The organism is Streptomyces sp. NPDC091281 (assembly GCF_044757425.1).
GTDB lineage: Bacteria > Actinomycetota > Actinomycetes > Streptomycetales > Streptomycetaceae > Streptomyces.
Genome location: NZ_JBIVUY010000016.1, coordinates 135,263 through 149,731, shown reverse-complemented (window position 1 = coordinate 149,731; position 14,469 = coordinate 135,263). Strand labels below are relative to the sequence as shown.

The window sequence follows — 14,469 nt, the reverse complement described above, 5'->3', positions numbered from 1 at the left end:
CGGGACGGGCTTCGGCGGGCACCGCGGCGACGAATCCGGCGCGGGCGGCGGTGCGAAAGGGCGGACACTCAGCTCCCGGGTGACCTTCGACACCTCGAAGAACGGTGCAGGCGGCTCCACGGGCACCCCCGTGCCCGTCGGCAGCTACGCCCCGCCCGTCTGCTGGTACGAACCCGGCTGGACGCCCGAGGAGTACGAGAAGGAGTTTCAGAAACGCTGGGACGTCGGCCACTTCAGCGGAGCGGCCGAGGCGTACGCGGCGGACAAGTCCCGCTTCGTCGAGGGCCACCCGTACAAGGACTTCAACAAGGACAAGTCCGGTGAGGGCATGTTCTGGGGCACGGTGTACGACTGGGACCGGATCGAGGACGACGGCTACAAGGCCTGCGAACAGGCCGACTTCTGGGTAGAGAACGGCGAGACCCCACCCGTCCGGAACGCCATCGACGCCGAGACCCTGGCGAAGCTCGCCTACAACGAGATCAAGGTGCCGGACACCGGGATCAGCCTGGCCCCGGCCGGCGCCGCCAAGGTCAACCTGCCCACCTGGGCTTGGCTGGACAAGTCCGACTTCCGCGAGGTGTCCGTGACCGCCACCCTGGCGGTGGGCGGCTGGAACCTGTCCGCGACGACGAAGGCGAAGCCCGTCTCCGTACGGCTGGAGCCCGGCACCCCGGACGCCGAACTGCTGCCCGCCTCGGGTGAATGCACGCTCAGCGCCGACGGCTCCGTCGGCGAGCCGTACGCGCGCGGCAAGGCCGACGCCACTCCCCCGTGCGGCGTCACCTACCTGCGTTCCAGCGGCACCGGCACGTTCGGCCTCCGCGCCACGGTGACCTGGGAGATCACCTGGACCAGCTCCGACGGCCAGGGCGGCACCCTGCCCGAAGGCACCTTCGGCCAGGAACAGGCCGTCACCGTCCAGGAGATCCAGTCCGTCAACCGATGACGGACGCTCCGGCGCGCTCACCTGACGGAGTGCCGATGCCATGCCCTCCAACGGCCACTGGCGCGAGTCATGTTGGCCGTCGAGTCCGTCTCGACCCGCGCACGTTGTTCCACATGCCGTTGTACGGCGCCCGCACGGAGCCTGTCGCTGCGGGACCCGGAGGCGTGACGGGCGTCGTTGTCACGCCGTCCGGAACGTCACCATCAACTCATCGGCCAGCCGTGCCAGTTCATGGGAACGTCCGATCGCGTCCCACGTGAACGCGACCACCACGAACCCCTCGCTCCCCGGCGGGAACACGGCGAACTGCACGGACTGCGAGAGCCGTCGGCCCAGCCCGAGGAACCGCCGAACGCTGAGGAGGGCCCGCACGCGTACCGCAGGTCCGGCGGGGAGGTCGAGGCGGGTGACCTCGGGCTCGTTGGCCACGCGGACACCGCGCCGGCCCTGCGCCAAAGCCAGGACCAGGGCCGCGGTCGATGTGGCCGCCGATGACACGCTCTCGACGGACTCCTCCGCGTCCGGCCGGTGATCGACCCGGAGTTCGAGCAGAGGCACGCGGTCCTGCCCGTAGTACGTAGCCCGGAGGACCGTCCCGTCCGCGGCGCCCTCCGCCGGGGGCCGCCGTACCCACCCGGCCGGGAAGTCGAACCGGCACGCCTGCCCTGCCTGCGCCCCGATCCCGTCGTCCTCCGCTGGTCTCATCCCGGACTCCCACCGATCGATCGACCACATTGGCCGAAACTACCGATTCCGGACGACGGAGATCGGTCGGTCCTCGGGTACCCCGGAGATGATGCGGAGCACGGGAAGCCACGCAGGGAGCGGAACAGGCCTGTGTCTGGGCTCAACGGGTGCCGGTCGCCGACCACGAGAGGGCCTGCTCCGCCTACGGCGGCCGCTCAGGAACCACTCGAAAGAGCTTCTTCGGCGGCGGTAGGTCGCTGGTCACTCGTAGACGCGGTTCCTGCCACGCCTATTCCCAGTGCAGCGTTCCGGCGACGGTGTCGAACAGCTCGACCAGTTGGTCCGCCAAGGGTTCCAGGGGCGTGGAGAAGGTCAAGGTCAGCCACCGCTTCGTCGCGGGAATCGGCACGTGGTAGGTGAGCAGCGTTGTGTTCAGCGTGTTGCCCATCTGGGTCTCCGGGTCCGCGGCTTCCTTGGTGCGGCGGCGTACCGCTCGTCCCGCTGCGGCCAGCTCGACGACGCCCAGTTCGGCGGCGGTGTCGAGCGGGCCAGGGCGGTCCGCCAGGAACTCCGCCAGTTCATCGACGTCGGAGAAGTCCGGCCACTCGTCGGCCGGAGGAACACTGATCAGCAGCGAGGACGCCAACGGGATCGGCCCGACGGCCAGCATGGAGATGTAGAGCTCCGTACCACCGGCCGTGTATGCCTTCTTCGCCGCCCTCTGCAGTTCCCGCATGAACTCCTTCCTCAACTGCGAGGCATTGTCGATGCCGCGGAACTGGCGATCTGCCAAGGCGATGATGCTGCGGTCACGGACTTCGGGATCGAGCGCGAGCTGGAACCAGCCCGCGGGAACGATGACGTGATAGTCCTCGGGAGGTTCTTCGAAATCGTCGGAGGTCTTCATCTCGACGGAGCGCTCACTTCTGAGAGGTCGACGGGCTGATCTCGTTGCCGTCAGCGTCGACCAGGACAATACGTAGACTCTCCAACAGTTCGTCGACGAGCTGGGTGAGGAAATCTGTCTGGTCCATCGCTTGCCATGTCACGGTGACGACGGCGAGAGTGTGGAAGCCTGGCGGGAACACCGCGTACTTCACGGACTGATGGAGACGCCGTCCCAGCCCGAGAAGGCGCCTGGTCTTGATCACGGCCCGCACCCGCACCGCGGGGCCTGCCACGAGATCGAGGTACTCAGTGTCCGGCTCGCCTGCGACCTCGGCGAAAGACCACCCCAGCAACTGCGGCTGCACCTCCGCGGGCGTGGGGCGGGCCACGTCCTCCTCTCCGTACGAGTCGAGTCTGAATTCGGCGAGACCGATACCGTTCTCGGAGTAGTAGGCCGCAGCCATCACTGGCTCGTCCTCACTCAGTCTGAGGGCCCGATCGACCATGCTGTTGATGATCTGCTTCTTCTCGATGTCCAGGTGGAGGGGGTTGAGAGAGTTGGCCCACTCCGTGGCGAGGGCCACGGCCGCGGATCGCGTGGCCTCGGCAAGCGTGAGGTCCACCCACCCCGCCTGGAACTCGAATCGACACTTGTAGTCGACGGCGACGTGCGCGTCATTCGGCTCGGTCATCTCAGTCTCCCATCAGGTGGTCGATCAAGTAGCCGGAGCCGGTGATGCCGACTCCGGTCAACGACAGCGCCGTCGCCTTCTTGGAGATTCGGTTGGCAGCGGCGAGGTCGATTCCTTGCGCGGCGTGCTTCACCGCCTTCAGCTCAGCGGCGACGGCCGGGTCAGCGGCCGAGAAGGACTTGCCGATACCCATGAGACGACTTCCGCTGCCGACCGCCTTGAGGGTGTCCGCCGATTTCCCGTAACTCCCTGAACCCGGCTTCAGAACCTTCAGATTATTGGCCCACGCCGCTTTGGAAAAGGGTTCCGTAAAAGGCTCCCTGAGTGACCTCACAGCGTCGTCCATGGTCAGCTTGTACTTGGTCGAGGAGATCTTGTTGAGCTTCTTTGCCGCGCGCCCCATTTGATTCGATGTCCTGGCCGATCCCGCGCGACCCAGACGGGGCAGGGCGACTTTGACGAAGCGTCCGGCAACGAGTGAGAAAGCCTTGCCGACCCCGATCATGAGAAGACCGATCGCCGCCTTTCCTAGCGCTCCCCACTCTTCATTCCCCTGAAGCACGGCAACAAGAGTAGCCGCGATGTTGATCAGCGTCGCGATCATCGCAATGGCTCCGAGGACACCGGCCAGCGCCTGCCCGATCACAGGAATCCAGCCGACGACCAGGGAGAGGATTCCGGCCCACTTGGCGATGGTCTCGGTCGCCTTCGTGACCGTTCTGACCAGCGTGTCCCAGAAGCCGTCCTTCAGCGAGTCATGATTGACGATCGCATCGATCGAGTCCCGCGCCCGCTTCGCGGCCTCGTTGCGCACTCTCCTCGCCTCATCGATCTTCTGGCGAGCGGCATCGATGCCTTCGGACGCGGCGTCCCGTCGCGCCTCGGCTTTCTTCCTGTTCTCCTGGTCCGGACTCCCTGTGCCGGACTTGTCGTCGGCGAGACCGTCCAGGCTCTTCTGTGCGGCACCTCTGCGCTCGTCCGCGTCGCGGGCTTCCTTGCGCGCGGCGTCCGCCATCGCCTGGGCCCGGTTCAGGTCGGACGCGTAGTTCGAATAGTCGGCGTGCAGGTGGTCCTGATATCCGCCACCGACCTCCGTCACCGAGGTGCCAAGAGCTTCGGCAGCGGCGTCGTAGCGTTTGAAGGCGGCCTCGAGCTTCTTCACATTGCCCTTGGCCCGGGACCGGAACTCCTTGCCGGACTTGTTGTCCCAGGCGTCCACCTCAGCAACCGCCTTGAGGTTACGGATCTGCCGTTCGAGCTCGTCAGCCGTTTTGCGCAGCGTCCGGCCGAGTTTCGCCACTTGGTCGGGATCGCCGGGCACCGGGTCGGAGTCCGCGACCGGATGCCAGTCCCGAGGGCGTCCGCTCATGCCCTAGTTCCCCTTGCTCTTCGGGGCTTGGGCTCCCCTGATCGCCTCGGCCAACTGGTGATCGATCTCCTCGTACGCCTGGGCGGCCGCCCTGGCCAGTTTGGCGAGAGCGTCCACTTCCCCGGTCAGCTTCTCCCTGCTGATTTCCCAGTTGTCGGCGAAGTCCGAGAGTTTGTCGGCGAGATCACCGTCACCCAGGTCCGCTGCGTATCTTTCGAGCTTGCCGATGTCGTCGAACGCCTTCTTGATGCTGCCGAGTCCATTCGCCATGCTCTTGATCGCGTCTAGATCGAGCCGCGTGTGATCACCGTCGTCGCCCATGGCACCACCCCATCGTGTCCGTCCGCCGCACGCATCCGACGGCACCCGTGGGCAGGCCCGGCAGGACCAGGAGTTCATCGCCGTCCTGCCGGGCCACCTCGGGTGGAAGCGACTCAGCCCCTGGCGCTCTTGGCCAGCTGGTCGTCCAGGTCCTCGTACGCCTTCTTGGCCTTCTTGAGGAAGTCGGCGAGGCCGTGGAGGCCCTGGACGGTCTTGGTGGCGCCCTTGGTGAAGTCGCGCATGGAGTCCTCGTAGGCGCCGGACGCCTTCTGGGTGGTGAAGCCGTCGGCGACCAGCTTCTTCACCCGCTTCTCGACCGCCGCGATCTGGTCCTCCAGGTTCCCCATGTCGGTGATGAGGTCGTTGGCGGTCTTCTCCATCTCGGCGTAGGTGAGGTCTGTGTCCTTGCCCGAGGCCATGACGGCTCTCCCTCCCGTTGTGGTCGCCGCGGGGCCGTCCCCCGGGGCTCCGTGGAGCGGTCGCCGCGCACGCGGCGGGCGTCCGCCCGAGCAAGGAGTCTACGGGCGGGGCCGGTGCGGCCCTGGGGGCGTCGTGGGCGGGAATCGTGAACCACCGCACATCCCGTTGGGCCGGTGAACAGGGCGGCGGTTAAGGTCACTTCCACTGTGTTCGGCGTTCCGGGGGCGCCTGCGGCCGGTGCGGCGCGGGCTGTGCGGAGCCAGCGAGGAGGACGTGACGTGCGGCTGAGTCTGACCGTCGTCGACCCGGTCGGCGGCACCAGCGCCGACGTGGTGCTCGACGCCGAACCCGAGTCCACGGTCGGTGACATCACCCGCGAGTTGGCCCGCCACGTCGGCCTCGCCGCCGCCGGAGGCGCCGCCGTCGGCGCCCGCGTCATTCCCATCGGCGGCCCCCGGGCCGGGGACGCGGACCCGCCCGCCTACGTCGACGGGTACGCCCTCGATCCCGCCGCCACCCTCATCAACTCCCCTCTGCGTGAGGGCGCCCTGGTGAGTCTGCGTGACCCGGCCGGGTGCCTTCTCGGGGAGCCCACCGGCATCGTCGAACTGCGGGTGGCGGGTGGACCGGCCGCGGGTGCGCTGCACCGGCTCGGTGTCGGGCGGTACGACCTCGGCTCCGGCCCCGCCGCTCATCTCCGCGTCGAGGACCCGGAGTTGCCCGCCCGTGCCGCCACCCTCTCCCTCTCCATCGACGGCACCTGCACCGTCGCCCTCCACGCCACCGGTGACAGCAGTGGCGGCGGCAGTGGTTCGGGGGTGTCCGCCGCCTCGCCCGGGAAGAGGACCAAGAAGGGAAAGAGGAAGAAGGAGAAAGTTGGGGGTGCGGGGAGCGCGGCGGTTCCCTCTGACGATCATCACGACCACGACGACCACGACGATCCCTACGATCTCGGCCGCGACACCAGGCCCTCCCGCCCCGGACCCCGGCTCGACGGCGTGCCCTTCGACGGGGGTGACTGGCCGCTCGGCTCCCAACTGGCGCTCGGGAACACCCTGTTGGAGATCGTCCGTTACGCTCCGCCCGACGCCGCGCTGAAGTGGTCCGAGGACGGGGCGGGGCTCGACTACAACCGGCCGCCCCGGCTGCGGCCCGCCGAGCGGCGGACACGGTTCCGGCTGCCGAAGGAGCCGCCGGAGTACGAACCCCGGCCGCTGCCCTGGCTGATGGCGCTGATGCCGCTGGTCGCGGCCGTTGTCTCCGTCATGATCTTCCACCGCTGGTACTACCTGATCATGGCGGTGATGAGTCCGCTGATGCTCTTCGGCAACTACCTGATGGACAAGAAGCAGGGCCGCAAGTCCCATGCGAAGCAGGTGAAGGAGTACGAGGAGCACAAGGCGCGGATCAGGAAGGACGCCGCGGACGCGCTGCGCGTCGAGCGGCTCGACCGGCGGGCGGCGATCCCCGATCCGGGTGCCGTGCTGGCTTTCGGGACGGGGCCGCGGACCCGGCTGTGGGAGCGGCGCCGGACCGACGCCGACCATCTGCTGCTGCGGGTGGGCACGGGCCGGGTCCGCTCCGAGGTGGTCCTCGACGACCCCGAGCGGGACGAGCACCGGCGTCAGGTGACCTGGCGGATCGAGGACGCGCCGGTGGCGCTGCCGCTGCGTGATCTCGGGGTGGTCGGCTTCGCGGGGCCCGGGGACGCGGCGCAGGCGCTCGGGCGGTGGGCGGTCGCGCAGACGGCGGTGCTGCACAGCCCGATGGACGTGCAGTTCTACGTCCTCACCGAGCAGGACGCGCAGGGCCGTTGGGACTGGGTGCGCTGGCTGCCGCACGCCCGGCCGACCGCCGGTCAGGACGTCAACCTGCTGATCGGGACCGACTCCGAGACCGCCGGCGCCCGGGTCGGGGAGCTGACCCAGGTGCTCGACGCGCGGCAGAAGGCGCTCAAGGAGAACCGGCGCGGCTCCGAGGAGCCCGCCTTCACCGACCCGGACATCGTCGTCGTCTGGGACGGCTCCCGGCGGCTGCGGTCGCTGCCGGGCGTCGTACGGCTGCTGCGGGAGGGTCCGGCGGTGGCGATGTACGCGCTCTGCCTCGACGAGGAGGAGCGGTTCCTGCCGGGCGAGTGCCAGGCGTTCGTCGTCGCCGAGGCGTTGCGGGAGGCGGGGGACGACGGTTCGGGGGCGCCGCTCCCGGCGGCCCCCGCCCCGGCCACCCCCTCCGCCGTCTCCGCCCCCGTCGCCCCGACCGCCCCCGCGCCGCCCCCCGGTGGCTTCCCGTCCTTCCACGCCTGGCATCGCACCGCGCGGGCCGCCGACCCGGCGACCGCCGCGAAGGACCTCGTGCTGCGGCTGCGGGTCGAGGAGACCGGGGCACGGCGCAGGGCGGACGTACGGCCCGACTTCGTGTCGGCGGCCTGGTGCGCGCGGCTGGCGCGGGCGTTGTCGCCGCTGCGGGACATCAGCGGCGAGACCGAGGATTCGGCGCTGCCGTCGGCGAGCCGCCTGCTGGACGTGCTGGAGCTGGAGCCGCCGACGCGGGACGCGATCGCCGCGCGCTGGCGGCTGGGCGGGCAGTCCACCCTGGCGGTGATCGGGGAGTCGTACGACGGGCCGTTCGGCATCGACCTGCGGCGGGACGGGCCGCACGGGCTGATCGCGGGGACGACGGGGTCCGGCAAGTCGGAGCTGCTGCAGACGATCGTGGCGGCGCTGGCGGTGGCCAACACCCCGGAGAACATGACGTTCGTCCTGGTCGACTACAAGGGCGGCTCGGCGTTCAAGGACTGTGTCCAACTCCCGCACACCGTCGGCATGGTGACCGATCTGGACGCCCATCTCGTGGAGCGGGCGCTGGAGTCGCTGGGCGCGGAGCTGAAGCGGCGCGAGCACATCCTGGCCGCCGCCGACGCCAAGGACATCGAGGACTACCAGGACCTGGTGCGCCGCGATCCCTCGCACCCGCCGGTGCCCCGACTCCTCATCGTCATCGACGAGTTCGCGTCGATGGTCCGCGACCTGCCGGACTTCGTGACCGGTCTGGTGAACATCGCGCAGCGGGGCCGCTCGCTCGGCATCCACCTGCTGCTGGCCACGCAGCGGCCGAGCGGGGTGGTGTCGCCGGAGATCCGCGCCAACACCAACCTGCGGATCGCGCTGCGGGTGACGGACGCCGGGGAGTCCACCGACGTCATCGACGCGCCGGAGGCCGGGCACATCGCGAAGAGCACGCCGGGACGGGCGTACGTGCGGCTGGGGCACGCCTCGCTGATCCCGTTCCAGTCGGGGCGGGTCGGCGGACGTCGGCCGGGGGCCGCGGACCCGGCGGTGCTGCGGCCGTGGGCCGGGCCGCTGACCTGGCCGGACCTCGGGCGGGCGGCGCTCGCCAAGCCGCGGGCGGAGGCCCGCGAGGACGACGCGGTCACCGACCTGAAGGTGCTGGTCGACGCGGTGCGGGAGGCGAACGCGGCGCTGGGCGTGCCCGCGCAGCACTCGCCGTGGCTGCCCGCGCTGGACGCCACCCTGCTGCTGGACGACGTCCCGGCCGTGGCCGCGCGGGGCGCGCTGCCCGCCGCGCCGTACGGGGTGGAGGACCTGCCGTCGGAGCAGGCCCGCCGGACGGTGGCCGTCGACTTCGCGACGTTCGGGCACCTCATGGTGGGCGGTGCCCCGCGCACCGGCCGCTCCCAGTTGCTGCGGACGCTGGCGGGGTCGCTGGCCCGCACCCACTCCGCCGCCGACGTGCACCTGTACGGCATCGACTGCGGCAACGGCGCCCTCAACGCGCTGACCCGGCTGCCGCACTGCGGCGCGGTCGTCGGCCGCAACCAACTGGAGCGCGTCGTACGGCTCTTCACCCGTCTCGACGGTGAAGTGACGCGGCGGCAGGAGTTGTTCGCCGACCACGGGTACGCCGACATCGGGGAGCAGCGGGCCGCCGCCGCGACCGGGGCGGACCGGCTGCCGCACATCGTGCTGATGCTGGACCGGTGGGAGGGCTGGCTGCCCACGCTGGGCGAGTACGACCACGGTGATCTCACGGACCGGTTGATGGCGATGGTGCGGGAGGGCGCGAGCGTCGGCCTGCACGTCGTCATCACCGGCGACCGGCAGTTGCTGGTCGGCCGGATCGCGGCGCTCACCGAGGACAAGTACGGTCTGCGCCTCGCCGACCGCGGCGACTTCTCCGCGCTGGACATCAACTCCCGCAAGATCCCGGAGGAGATCCCGCCGGGCCGCGCCTACCGCAACGAGTCGGCGACGGAGACCCAGTTCGCGCTGTTGAGCGCGGACACCACGGGGCAGGGGCAGGCCGCCGCGCTGGCCGCGATCGGTGACGCGGCGACCGAGCGGGACGCCGGACTCCCGCGCGCCCGGCGGCCGTTCCGGGTCGACGTGCTGCCGAGCCGGATCTCGTTCGACGAGGCGTGGGCGATGCGCGACCCGCAGGTCTCGGCGTCCAGGCTGTGGGCGCTGGTGGGGGTCGGCGGCGACGAACTCACCGCGTCCGGGCCCGACCTCGCGCAGGGCGTACCGGCGTTCGTGATCGGCGGCCCCGCCAAGTCGGGCCGGAGCACCGTCCTGCTCACCATGGCCCGCTCCTACGTCGCGCGGGGCGTCCGTACGGTGATCGCGGCGCCCCGCCCGTCCCCGCTGCGCGAACTGGAGGGCTCGACAGGCGTGTTGAAGGTGTTCACGGGCCGGGACATCGACGAGGACGACCTGGAGGAGCTGATCGGCACGGCCTCGCCGCAGGACCCGGTCGTGGTGCTGGTGGACGACGCCGAGGTGCTGGACGACTGCGACGCGGAGGGCGTCCTGAAGCGGATCGTGGAACGCGGCACCGAGGAGGGTCTCGCCCTGGTGCTGGCCGGGGACGAGGACGAGATCTGCGGCGGCTTCTCCGGCTGGCAGGTCGACGCGAAGAAGGCCCGCCGGGGTGTCCTGCTCTCCCCGCAGGAATCGTCCTCCGGGGAGCTGATCGGCATCCGCACCACCCGCGGCATGGTCGGCGGCCCGGTCACGCCCGGCAAGGGCATGCTGCACCTGGGCACGGGAGAGCATGTGACGGTGACGACGCCGCTCTAGCGGCCGGGGCGACGGGCGCGGGGCGCCGGACCGTGCGGATGCCCACGGCGTCCTCGCGGTCCAGCGTGTGTTCGCCCGCCGCGCGGAGGGCGAAGAGGACCGACCAGCAGAAGCCGAAGAGCCAGCGGCGGGTGAGGGCGGAGACGCCGGGGCGGCCGGCGTCCGTGTCGCGCACCATCCGCAGACCGGTGACGAGCTTGCCGAGGCTCGCCCCCGTCAGCCGGGTCAGCAGCACGTGGTTGCCGAAGGAGACGGCGAGGGCCGTGCCGAGCGCCGTCCGCCAGAACGGCAGCTCGGGCCCCAGCAGGTCGGCCGCGATGACGGCGACCGCCGCCGCCAGACCACAGCCCGCGGTCAGCGCGGCGTCGAGGACGACGGCGACGTGCGTACGGCTCGGCGGAGCGGCCCGGCAAGGACGCGCGGGAGCCGAGGGGCCCGAGGGAGCCGAGGGCCCCGACGAGCCCCAAGGGCCTGACGGACCGGACGAGTTCGACCCACCCGACGGGCCCGACGGCTTCGACCCGACCGACGGGTTCGGCCTGCCCCACGCCCCCGACGGATCGGACGGGTCCGGTACGTGCGCCATGTTCGCCTGCCTTCCTCGCGGGCCGTGCCCGCTTCCCCCGTGGGGCCGGACCCGCCGCCGACGGCGCGGGTCCGGCATGGTCTTCCGTACGTGATGCCGCTACTCGACCTTCGTCATCCGGGCCACCGGGTTGCCCTCCGCCGCGCTCTCCGAGCGGTAGGTGAGGTCGTCGCCCGTGCGGGCCAGGCGGATGGTGTGGGGGGCCGGGTTGCAGCCGTCGTGGTTGGACTTGTCGCCGACCGAGGTGGCGACCAGCTCCTTCGCCGTGACCTGCTTCAGGGTGAGCACGTCGAGGCAGACCCCGCCGAAGAGGTCGGTCTGGCGGACGCGGCCCAACTCGGCGCCCACGGAGGCCTGTCGGACCGTGACGCGGAAGGTGCCCATCGGGATCTGGCCGTCCAGGCCGCTGCCCTGGCCCTCCCAGGTGCCCACGTAGGCCGCGGGGACGGGCCGGTTGGGTGCGGTGGTCGCCGCGGGGGCCGAGGAGCGGGCGTCGGAGTCGGCGCCCGCGCCCGCGTCGCTGGACGCGCCGCCGCCGGGCAGCAGGTCGAAGAGGAAGACCGAGCCGACGGTCACCGCCGCCAGGGCGCCCGCCACCGCGAGGGCCACCGTGCAGCTCAGCCGCCGCCCACGCCCGCCCTCGCCGGGCGCGGCCCCGGCCGACACGGTCACCGACACCTTGCCCGGTGTCCGGTCCGCGGGCGGCGGGACGGTGTCGGCGTCGCGCGGGCCGCCCATCACCGGGGGCGGGCCGAACGCGCCCGCGGTGGACGGCGGTGGGCGGTCCGGTACGGAGACGCTGCTGAAGCCGACCGGGCCGGAGAGGGGGCCCGCGACCGCGCCCGTGCCGTTCGCCGGGCCCGCCGCCGCCTCCAGGTTCAGCAACTGGACCGCTCCGCGCCCCACTTGCTCCACCAGCGGGCCCGGCAGCCAGCCCGCCGCCACCAGGGCGGCCGCGCCCTGCGGGGCGAGCCGCCGGGCCAGGGCCGCCGGGGCGGGCCGGGACGCCGGGTCCTTGGCCAGGCAGGCGGCGACCAGGTCGCGTATCTCCCCGTCCAGGCCGTCGAGTTCGGGCTCCTCGTGGACGACCTTGTAGAGCAGCGCGGCCGAGGAGTCGCCGGGGAAGGGCGGCGCGCCGGTCGCCGCGTACGCCAGGACCGCGCCGAGGGAGAAGACGTCCGCCGCGCCGCCGACCCCGCCGCGGCCGAGGATCTGCTCGGGGGCCATGTAGCCGGGCGAGCCGACCGAGACGCCGGTGGAGGTGAGGGAGGCGGTGCCGTCGGTGGCGCGGGCGATGCCGAAGTCGATGAGGAGAGGGCCGTCGACGGTCAGCAGGACGTTCGAGGGCTTCACGTCGCGGTGGACCAGGCCCAGGTCGTGGACGGCGGCCAGGGCCTCCGCGAGGCCCGCGCCGAGCACCCGGACGGTGTGCGCGGGCAGCGCGCCGTCGCGGGCGACCGCGGCGGCCAGCGAGGGGCCCGCCGCGTACGCCGTGGCCACCCACGGCACGGGCGCCTCGGGGTCGGCGTCCAGGACCGGCGCGGTCCAGGCCGCTCCCACCCGCCGCGCCGCCTCCACCTCACGCCGGAAGCGGGCGCGGAACTCGTCGTCGAGCGCGAGGTGCGGGTGCACGATCTTCACCGCGACCGTCCGGCCCCCGGCGCTGCGTCCCAGGTAGACCCGGCCCATCCCGCCGGAGCCGAGCCGGCCGAGGAGGCGGTAGGGGCCGATCTCGCCGGGTTCACCGGCTTCCAGGCCGCGGATCGCCCCGGCGGTGTCCGCCCGCCCCGGTCCCCGCGCATCCGGCCTGCCCTCGAAGCCGCCCCGGTCACCGGACGCGCCCCGGTCGCCCCCGCCATCCGCAGTCCGCACGGCGTCCACCCCTCCCCGGTGCCCCCGCGTCCCCCGCAGGACCCGTCTCCGTCAGCAGGGTACGCACTCGGGGGGAACCGTGGGCCACGGCCGCGTGGACGACCGGCGCGTGAACCGGGGGCGCGGGCTACGGGCGGAGCAGTTCCACCCGTACGTCCGCCGGGAAGCCGGTCGTCGGGCCGACGCGGCGGGCGAACTCGGTCACGGCCTCCAGCTGGGCGGGGCCGAAGCGGAAGTCGAGGGTGGTGAAGTAGCGCTCCAGGACGCGCTCGTCGAACTCCTCCCAGCGGGCCGCCTGCTCGGCGACCTTGGCGACCTCGTCGAGGGAGAGGTTGCGGGAGGCGAGGAACGCCTCGTGGACCTGGCGGGTGATCTCCGGCTCGCGCTCCAGGTAGTCGCGGCGGGCGGCCCAGACCGCGAAGACGAACGGCAGGCCCGTCCACTCCTTCCACAGGGCGCCGAGGTCGTGGACCTGGAGGCCGTACTTCGGCCCGTCCAGCAGGTTGGCCCGCAGCGCCGCGTCCCCGATGAGGACGGCGGCCTCGGCCTCCTGCATCATCAGGCTGAGGTCGGGCGGGCACGTGTAGTAGTCGGGCCGTACGCCGTAGCGGTCGGCGAGCAGCAGCTGCGCCAGGCGCACCGAGGTGCGGGAGGTGGAGCCGAGGGCGACGCGGGCGCCGTCCAGCTCCTCCAGCGGGACCTGGGAGACGATCACGCAGGACATGACGGGACCGTCGCAGCCGACGGCGATGTCGGGGAAGGCGACGAGGTCGTCGGCGTTCTTCAGGAACTCGACCAGGGTGATGGGACCGATGTCGAGATCACCGCGCACCAGCCGCTCGCTGAGCTTCTCCGGGGTGTCCTTGGTCAGCTCGAAGTCGAGGAGCGTGCCGGTTCTCGCGAGCCCCCAGTAGAGGGGCAGGCAGTTCAGGAACTGGATGTGGCCGACGCGCGGCCGGGTGCGAGAATTGTCCACATCGCGACAGTAGCCCCCATCCGCTACGCTGCTGTGTCCGGCCCCGGTCAACCCCTTTTTCCGGACCTTCAAACATCCGGGTGACGTGATCTTGACCTCTATTGCTTTCGGCTGCCTGCGTGCTAGGCTCGCCGCAAGTTGCAGTTTGGTTTCCCTTGCAGTACAGAGCCTGCGGAGCATGTAACCGCGGGCTCTCGTCGTTTTCAGACGTATGCAGTTGTGCGGCACTTGCTTTCACGCTTGCAGGGTTCTGGAGCAGGGCAACCCTTTGGGCCCAAGGAGGGCTTATGGCTACCGGAACCGTGAAGTGGTTCAACGCCGAAAAGGGCTTTGGCTTCATCGCCCAGGAAGGCGGCGGCCCCGACGTCTTCGTCCACTACTCCGCGATCAACGCGCAGGGCTTCCGCTCGCTCGAGGAGAACCAGCAGGTCTCCTTCGACGTGACGCAGGGCCCGAAGGGTCCCCAGGCGGAGAACGTCACTCCCGTCTGATCATCACACCCGTGAGATCGCAAGTCTGAGAGCAGTACCCAAGGAGCCCCGCGCCCGACGGCAGCGGGGCTCCTGCCTTTGCCGCGCGCGGCGCCCACGGGCGTTCACCCGTCCGCCACGCC

At 71.3% G+C, this 14,469-nt stretch carries 12 protein-coding genes; 3 read left to right on the top strand and 9 right to left on the bottom strand.

Going from position 1 to position 14,469, the window contains the following annotated elements:
• Window positions 1-79 precede the first annotated feature (79 nt).
• Window positions 80-949, top strand: coding sequence for a hypothetical protein (locus ACIQPQ_RS33660; protein ID WP_401311637.1), 870 nt, complete (start codon window positions 80-82; stop codon window positions 947-949).
• 180 nt (window positions 950-1,129) lie between these two features.
• Here ACIQPQ_RS33660 and ACIQPQ_RS33655 read toward each other — a convergent pair whose 3' ends face one another.
• The 6 genes from ACIQPQ_RS33655 to ACIQPQ_RS33630 form a co-directional block, all read right to left on the bottom strand.
• The gene (locus ACIQPQ_RS33655; RefSeq protein ID WP_401311635.1) at window positions 1,130-1,654 is read right to left on the bottom strand and encodes a hypothetical protein; all 525 of its coding nucleotides are present in this window, start codon (window positions 1,652-1,654) and stop codon (window positions 1,130-1,132) included.
• Window positions 1,655-1,925: 271 nt separating this feature from the next.
• Window positions 1,926-2,543 (bottom strand): hypothetical protein, encoded by a 618-nt coding sequence (locus ACIQPQ_RS33650; RefSeq protein ID WP_401311632.1) that lies wholly within the window; start codon window positions 2,541-2,543, stop codon window positions 1,926-1,928.
• A 13-nt stretch (window positions 2,544-2,556) separates the two neighbouring features.
• The gene (locus ACIQPQ_RS33645; RefSeq protein ID WP_401311629.1) at window positions 2,557-3,216 is read right to left on the bottom strand and encodes a hypothetical protein; all 660 of its coding nucleotides are present in this window, start codon (window positions 3,214-3,216) and stop codon (window positions 2,557-2,559) included.
• A gap of 1 nt (window position 3,217) precedes the next feature.
• The gene (locus ACIQPQ_RS33640) at window positions 3,218-4,585 is read right to left on the bottom strand and encodes a hypothetical protein (RefSeq protein WP_401311626.1); all 1,368 of its coding nucleotides are present in this window, start codon (window positions 4,583-4,585) and stop codon (window positions 3,218-3,220) included.
• A 3-nt stretch (window positions 4,586-4,588) separates the two neighbouring features.
• A complete protein-coding gene (locus tag ACIQPQ_RS33635; protein ID WP_401311623.1) occupies window positions 4,589-4,906 on the bottom strand; it encodes a hypothetical protein in 318 nt (105 codons plus the stop codon).
• 113 nt (window positions 4,907-5,019) lie between these two features.
• Window positions 5,020-5,325, bottom strand: coding sequence for a WXG100 family type VII secretion target (locus tag ACIQPQ_RS33630; protein ID WP_383776293.1), 306 nt, complete (start codon window positions 5,323-5,325; stop codon window positions 5,020-5,022).
• Between the two features lie 279 nt (window positions 5,326-5,604).
• Here ACIQPQ_RS33630 and ACIQPQ_RS33625 point away from each other — a divergent pair, with 279 nt between their 5' ends.
• Complete coding sequence (locus ACIQPQ_RS33625) at window positions 5,605-10,422, top strand: FtsK/SpoIIIE domain-containing protein (protein ID WP_401311619.1); 4,818 nt, start codon at window positions 5,605-5,607, stop codon at window positions 10,420-10,422.
• Here ACIQPQ_RS33625 and ACIQPQ_RS33620 read toward each other — a convergent pair.
• The 3 genes from ACIQPQ_RS33620 to ACIQPQ_RS33610 all read right to left on the bottom strand — a co-directional run bounded on the left by ACIQPQ_RS33620 (window position 10,355) and on the right by ACIQPQ_RS33610 (window position 13,856).
• Window positions 10,355-11,008: an RDD family protein gene (locus tag ACIQPQ_RS33620; RefSeq protein ID WP_401311616.1), complete on the bottom strand. Its 654-nt coding sequence runs from the start codon at window positions 11,006-11,008 to the stop codon at window positions 10,355-10,357. The genes ACIQPQ_RS33625 and ACIQPQ_RS33620 overlap by 68 nt on opposite strands.
• Before the next feature lie 99 nt (window positions 11,009-11,107).
• Window positions 11,108-12,772 (bottom strand): protein kinase, encoded by a 1,665-nt coding sequence (locus ACIQPQ_RS33615; RefSeq protein ID WP_401311793.1) that lies wholly within the window; start codon window positions 12,770-12,772, stop codon window positions 11,108-11,110.
• A 235-nt stretch (window positions 12,773-13,007) separates the two neighbouring features.
• Window positions 13,008-13,856 (bottom strand): menaquinone biosynthetic enzyme MqnA/MqnD family protein, encoded by an 849-nt coding sequence (locus ACIQPQ_RS33610; protein ID WP_383776284.1) that lies wholly within the window; start codon window positions 13,854-13,856, stop codon window positions 13,008-13,010.
• A 287-nt stretch (window positions 13,857-14,143) separates the two neighbouring features.
• Between ACIQPQ_RS33610 and ACIQPQ_RS33605 the strand changes: the two genes are divergently transcribed.
• Complete coding sequence (locus ACIQPQ_RS33605; protein WP_003974443.1) at window positions 14,144-14,347, top strand: cold-shock protein; 204 nt, start codon at window positions 14,144-14,146, stop codon at window positions 14,345-14,347.
• Window positions 14,348-14,469 lie beyond the last annotated feature (122 nt).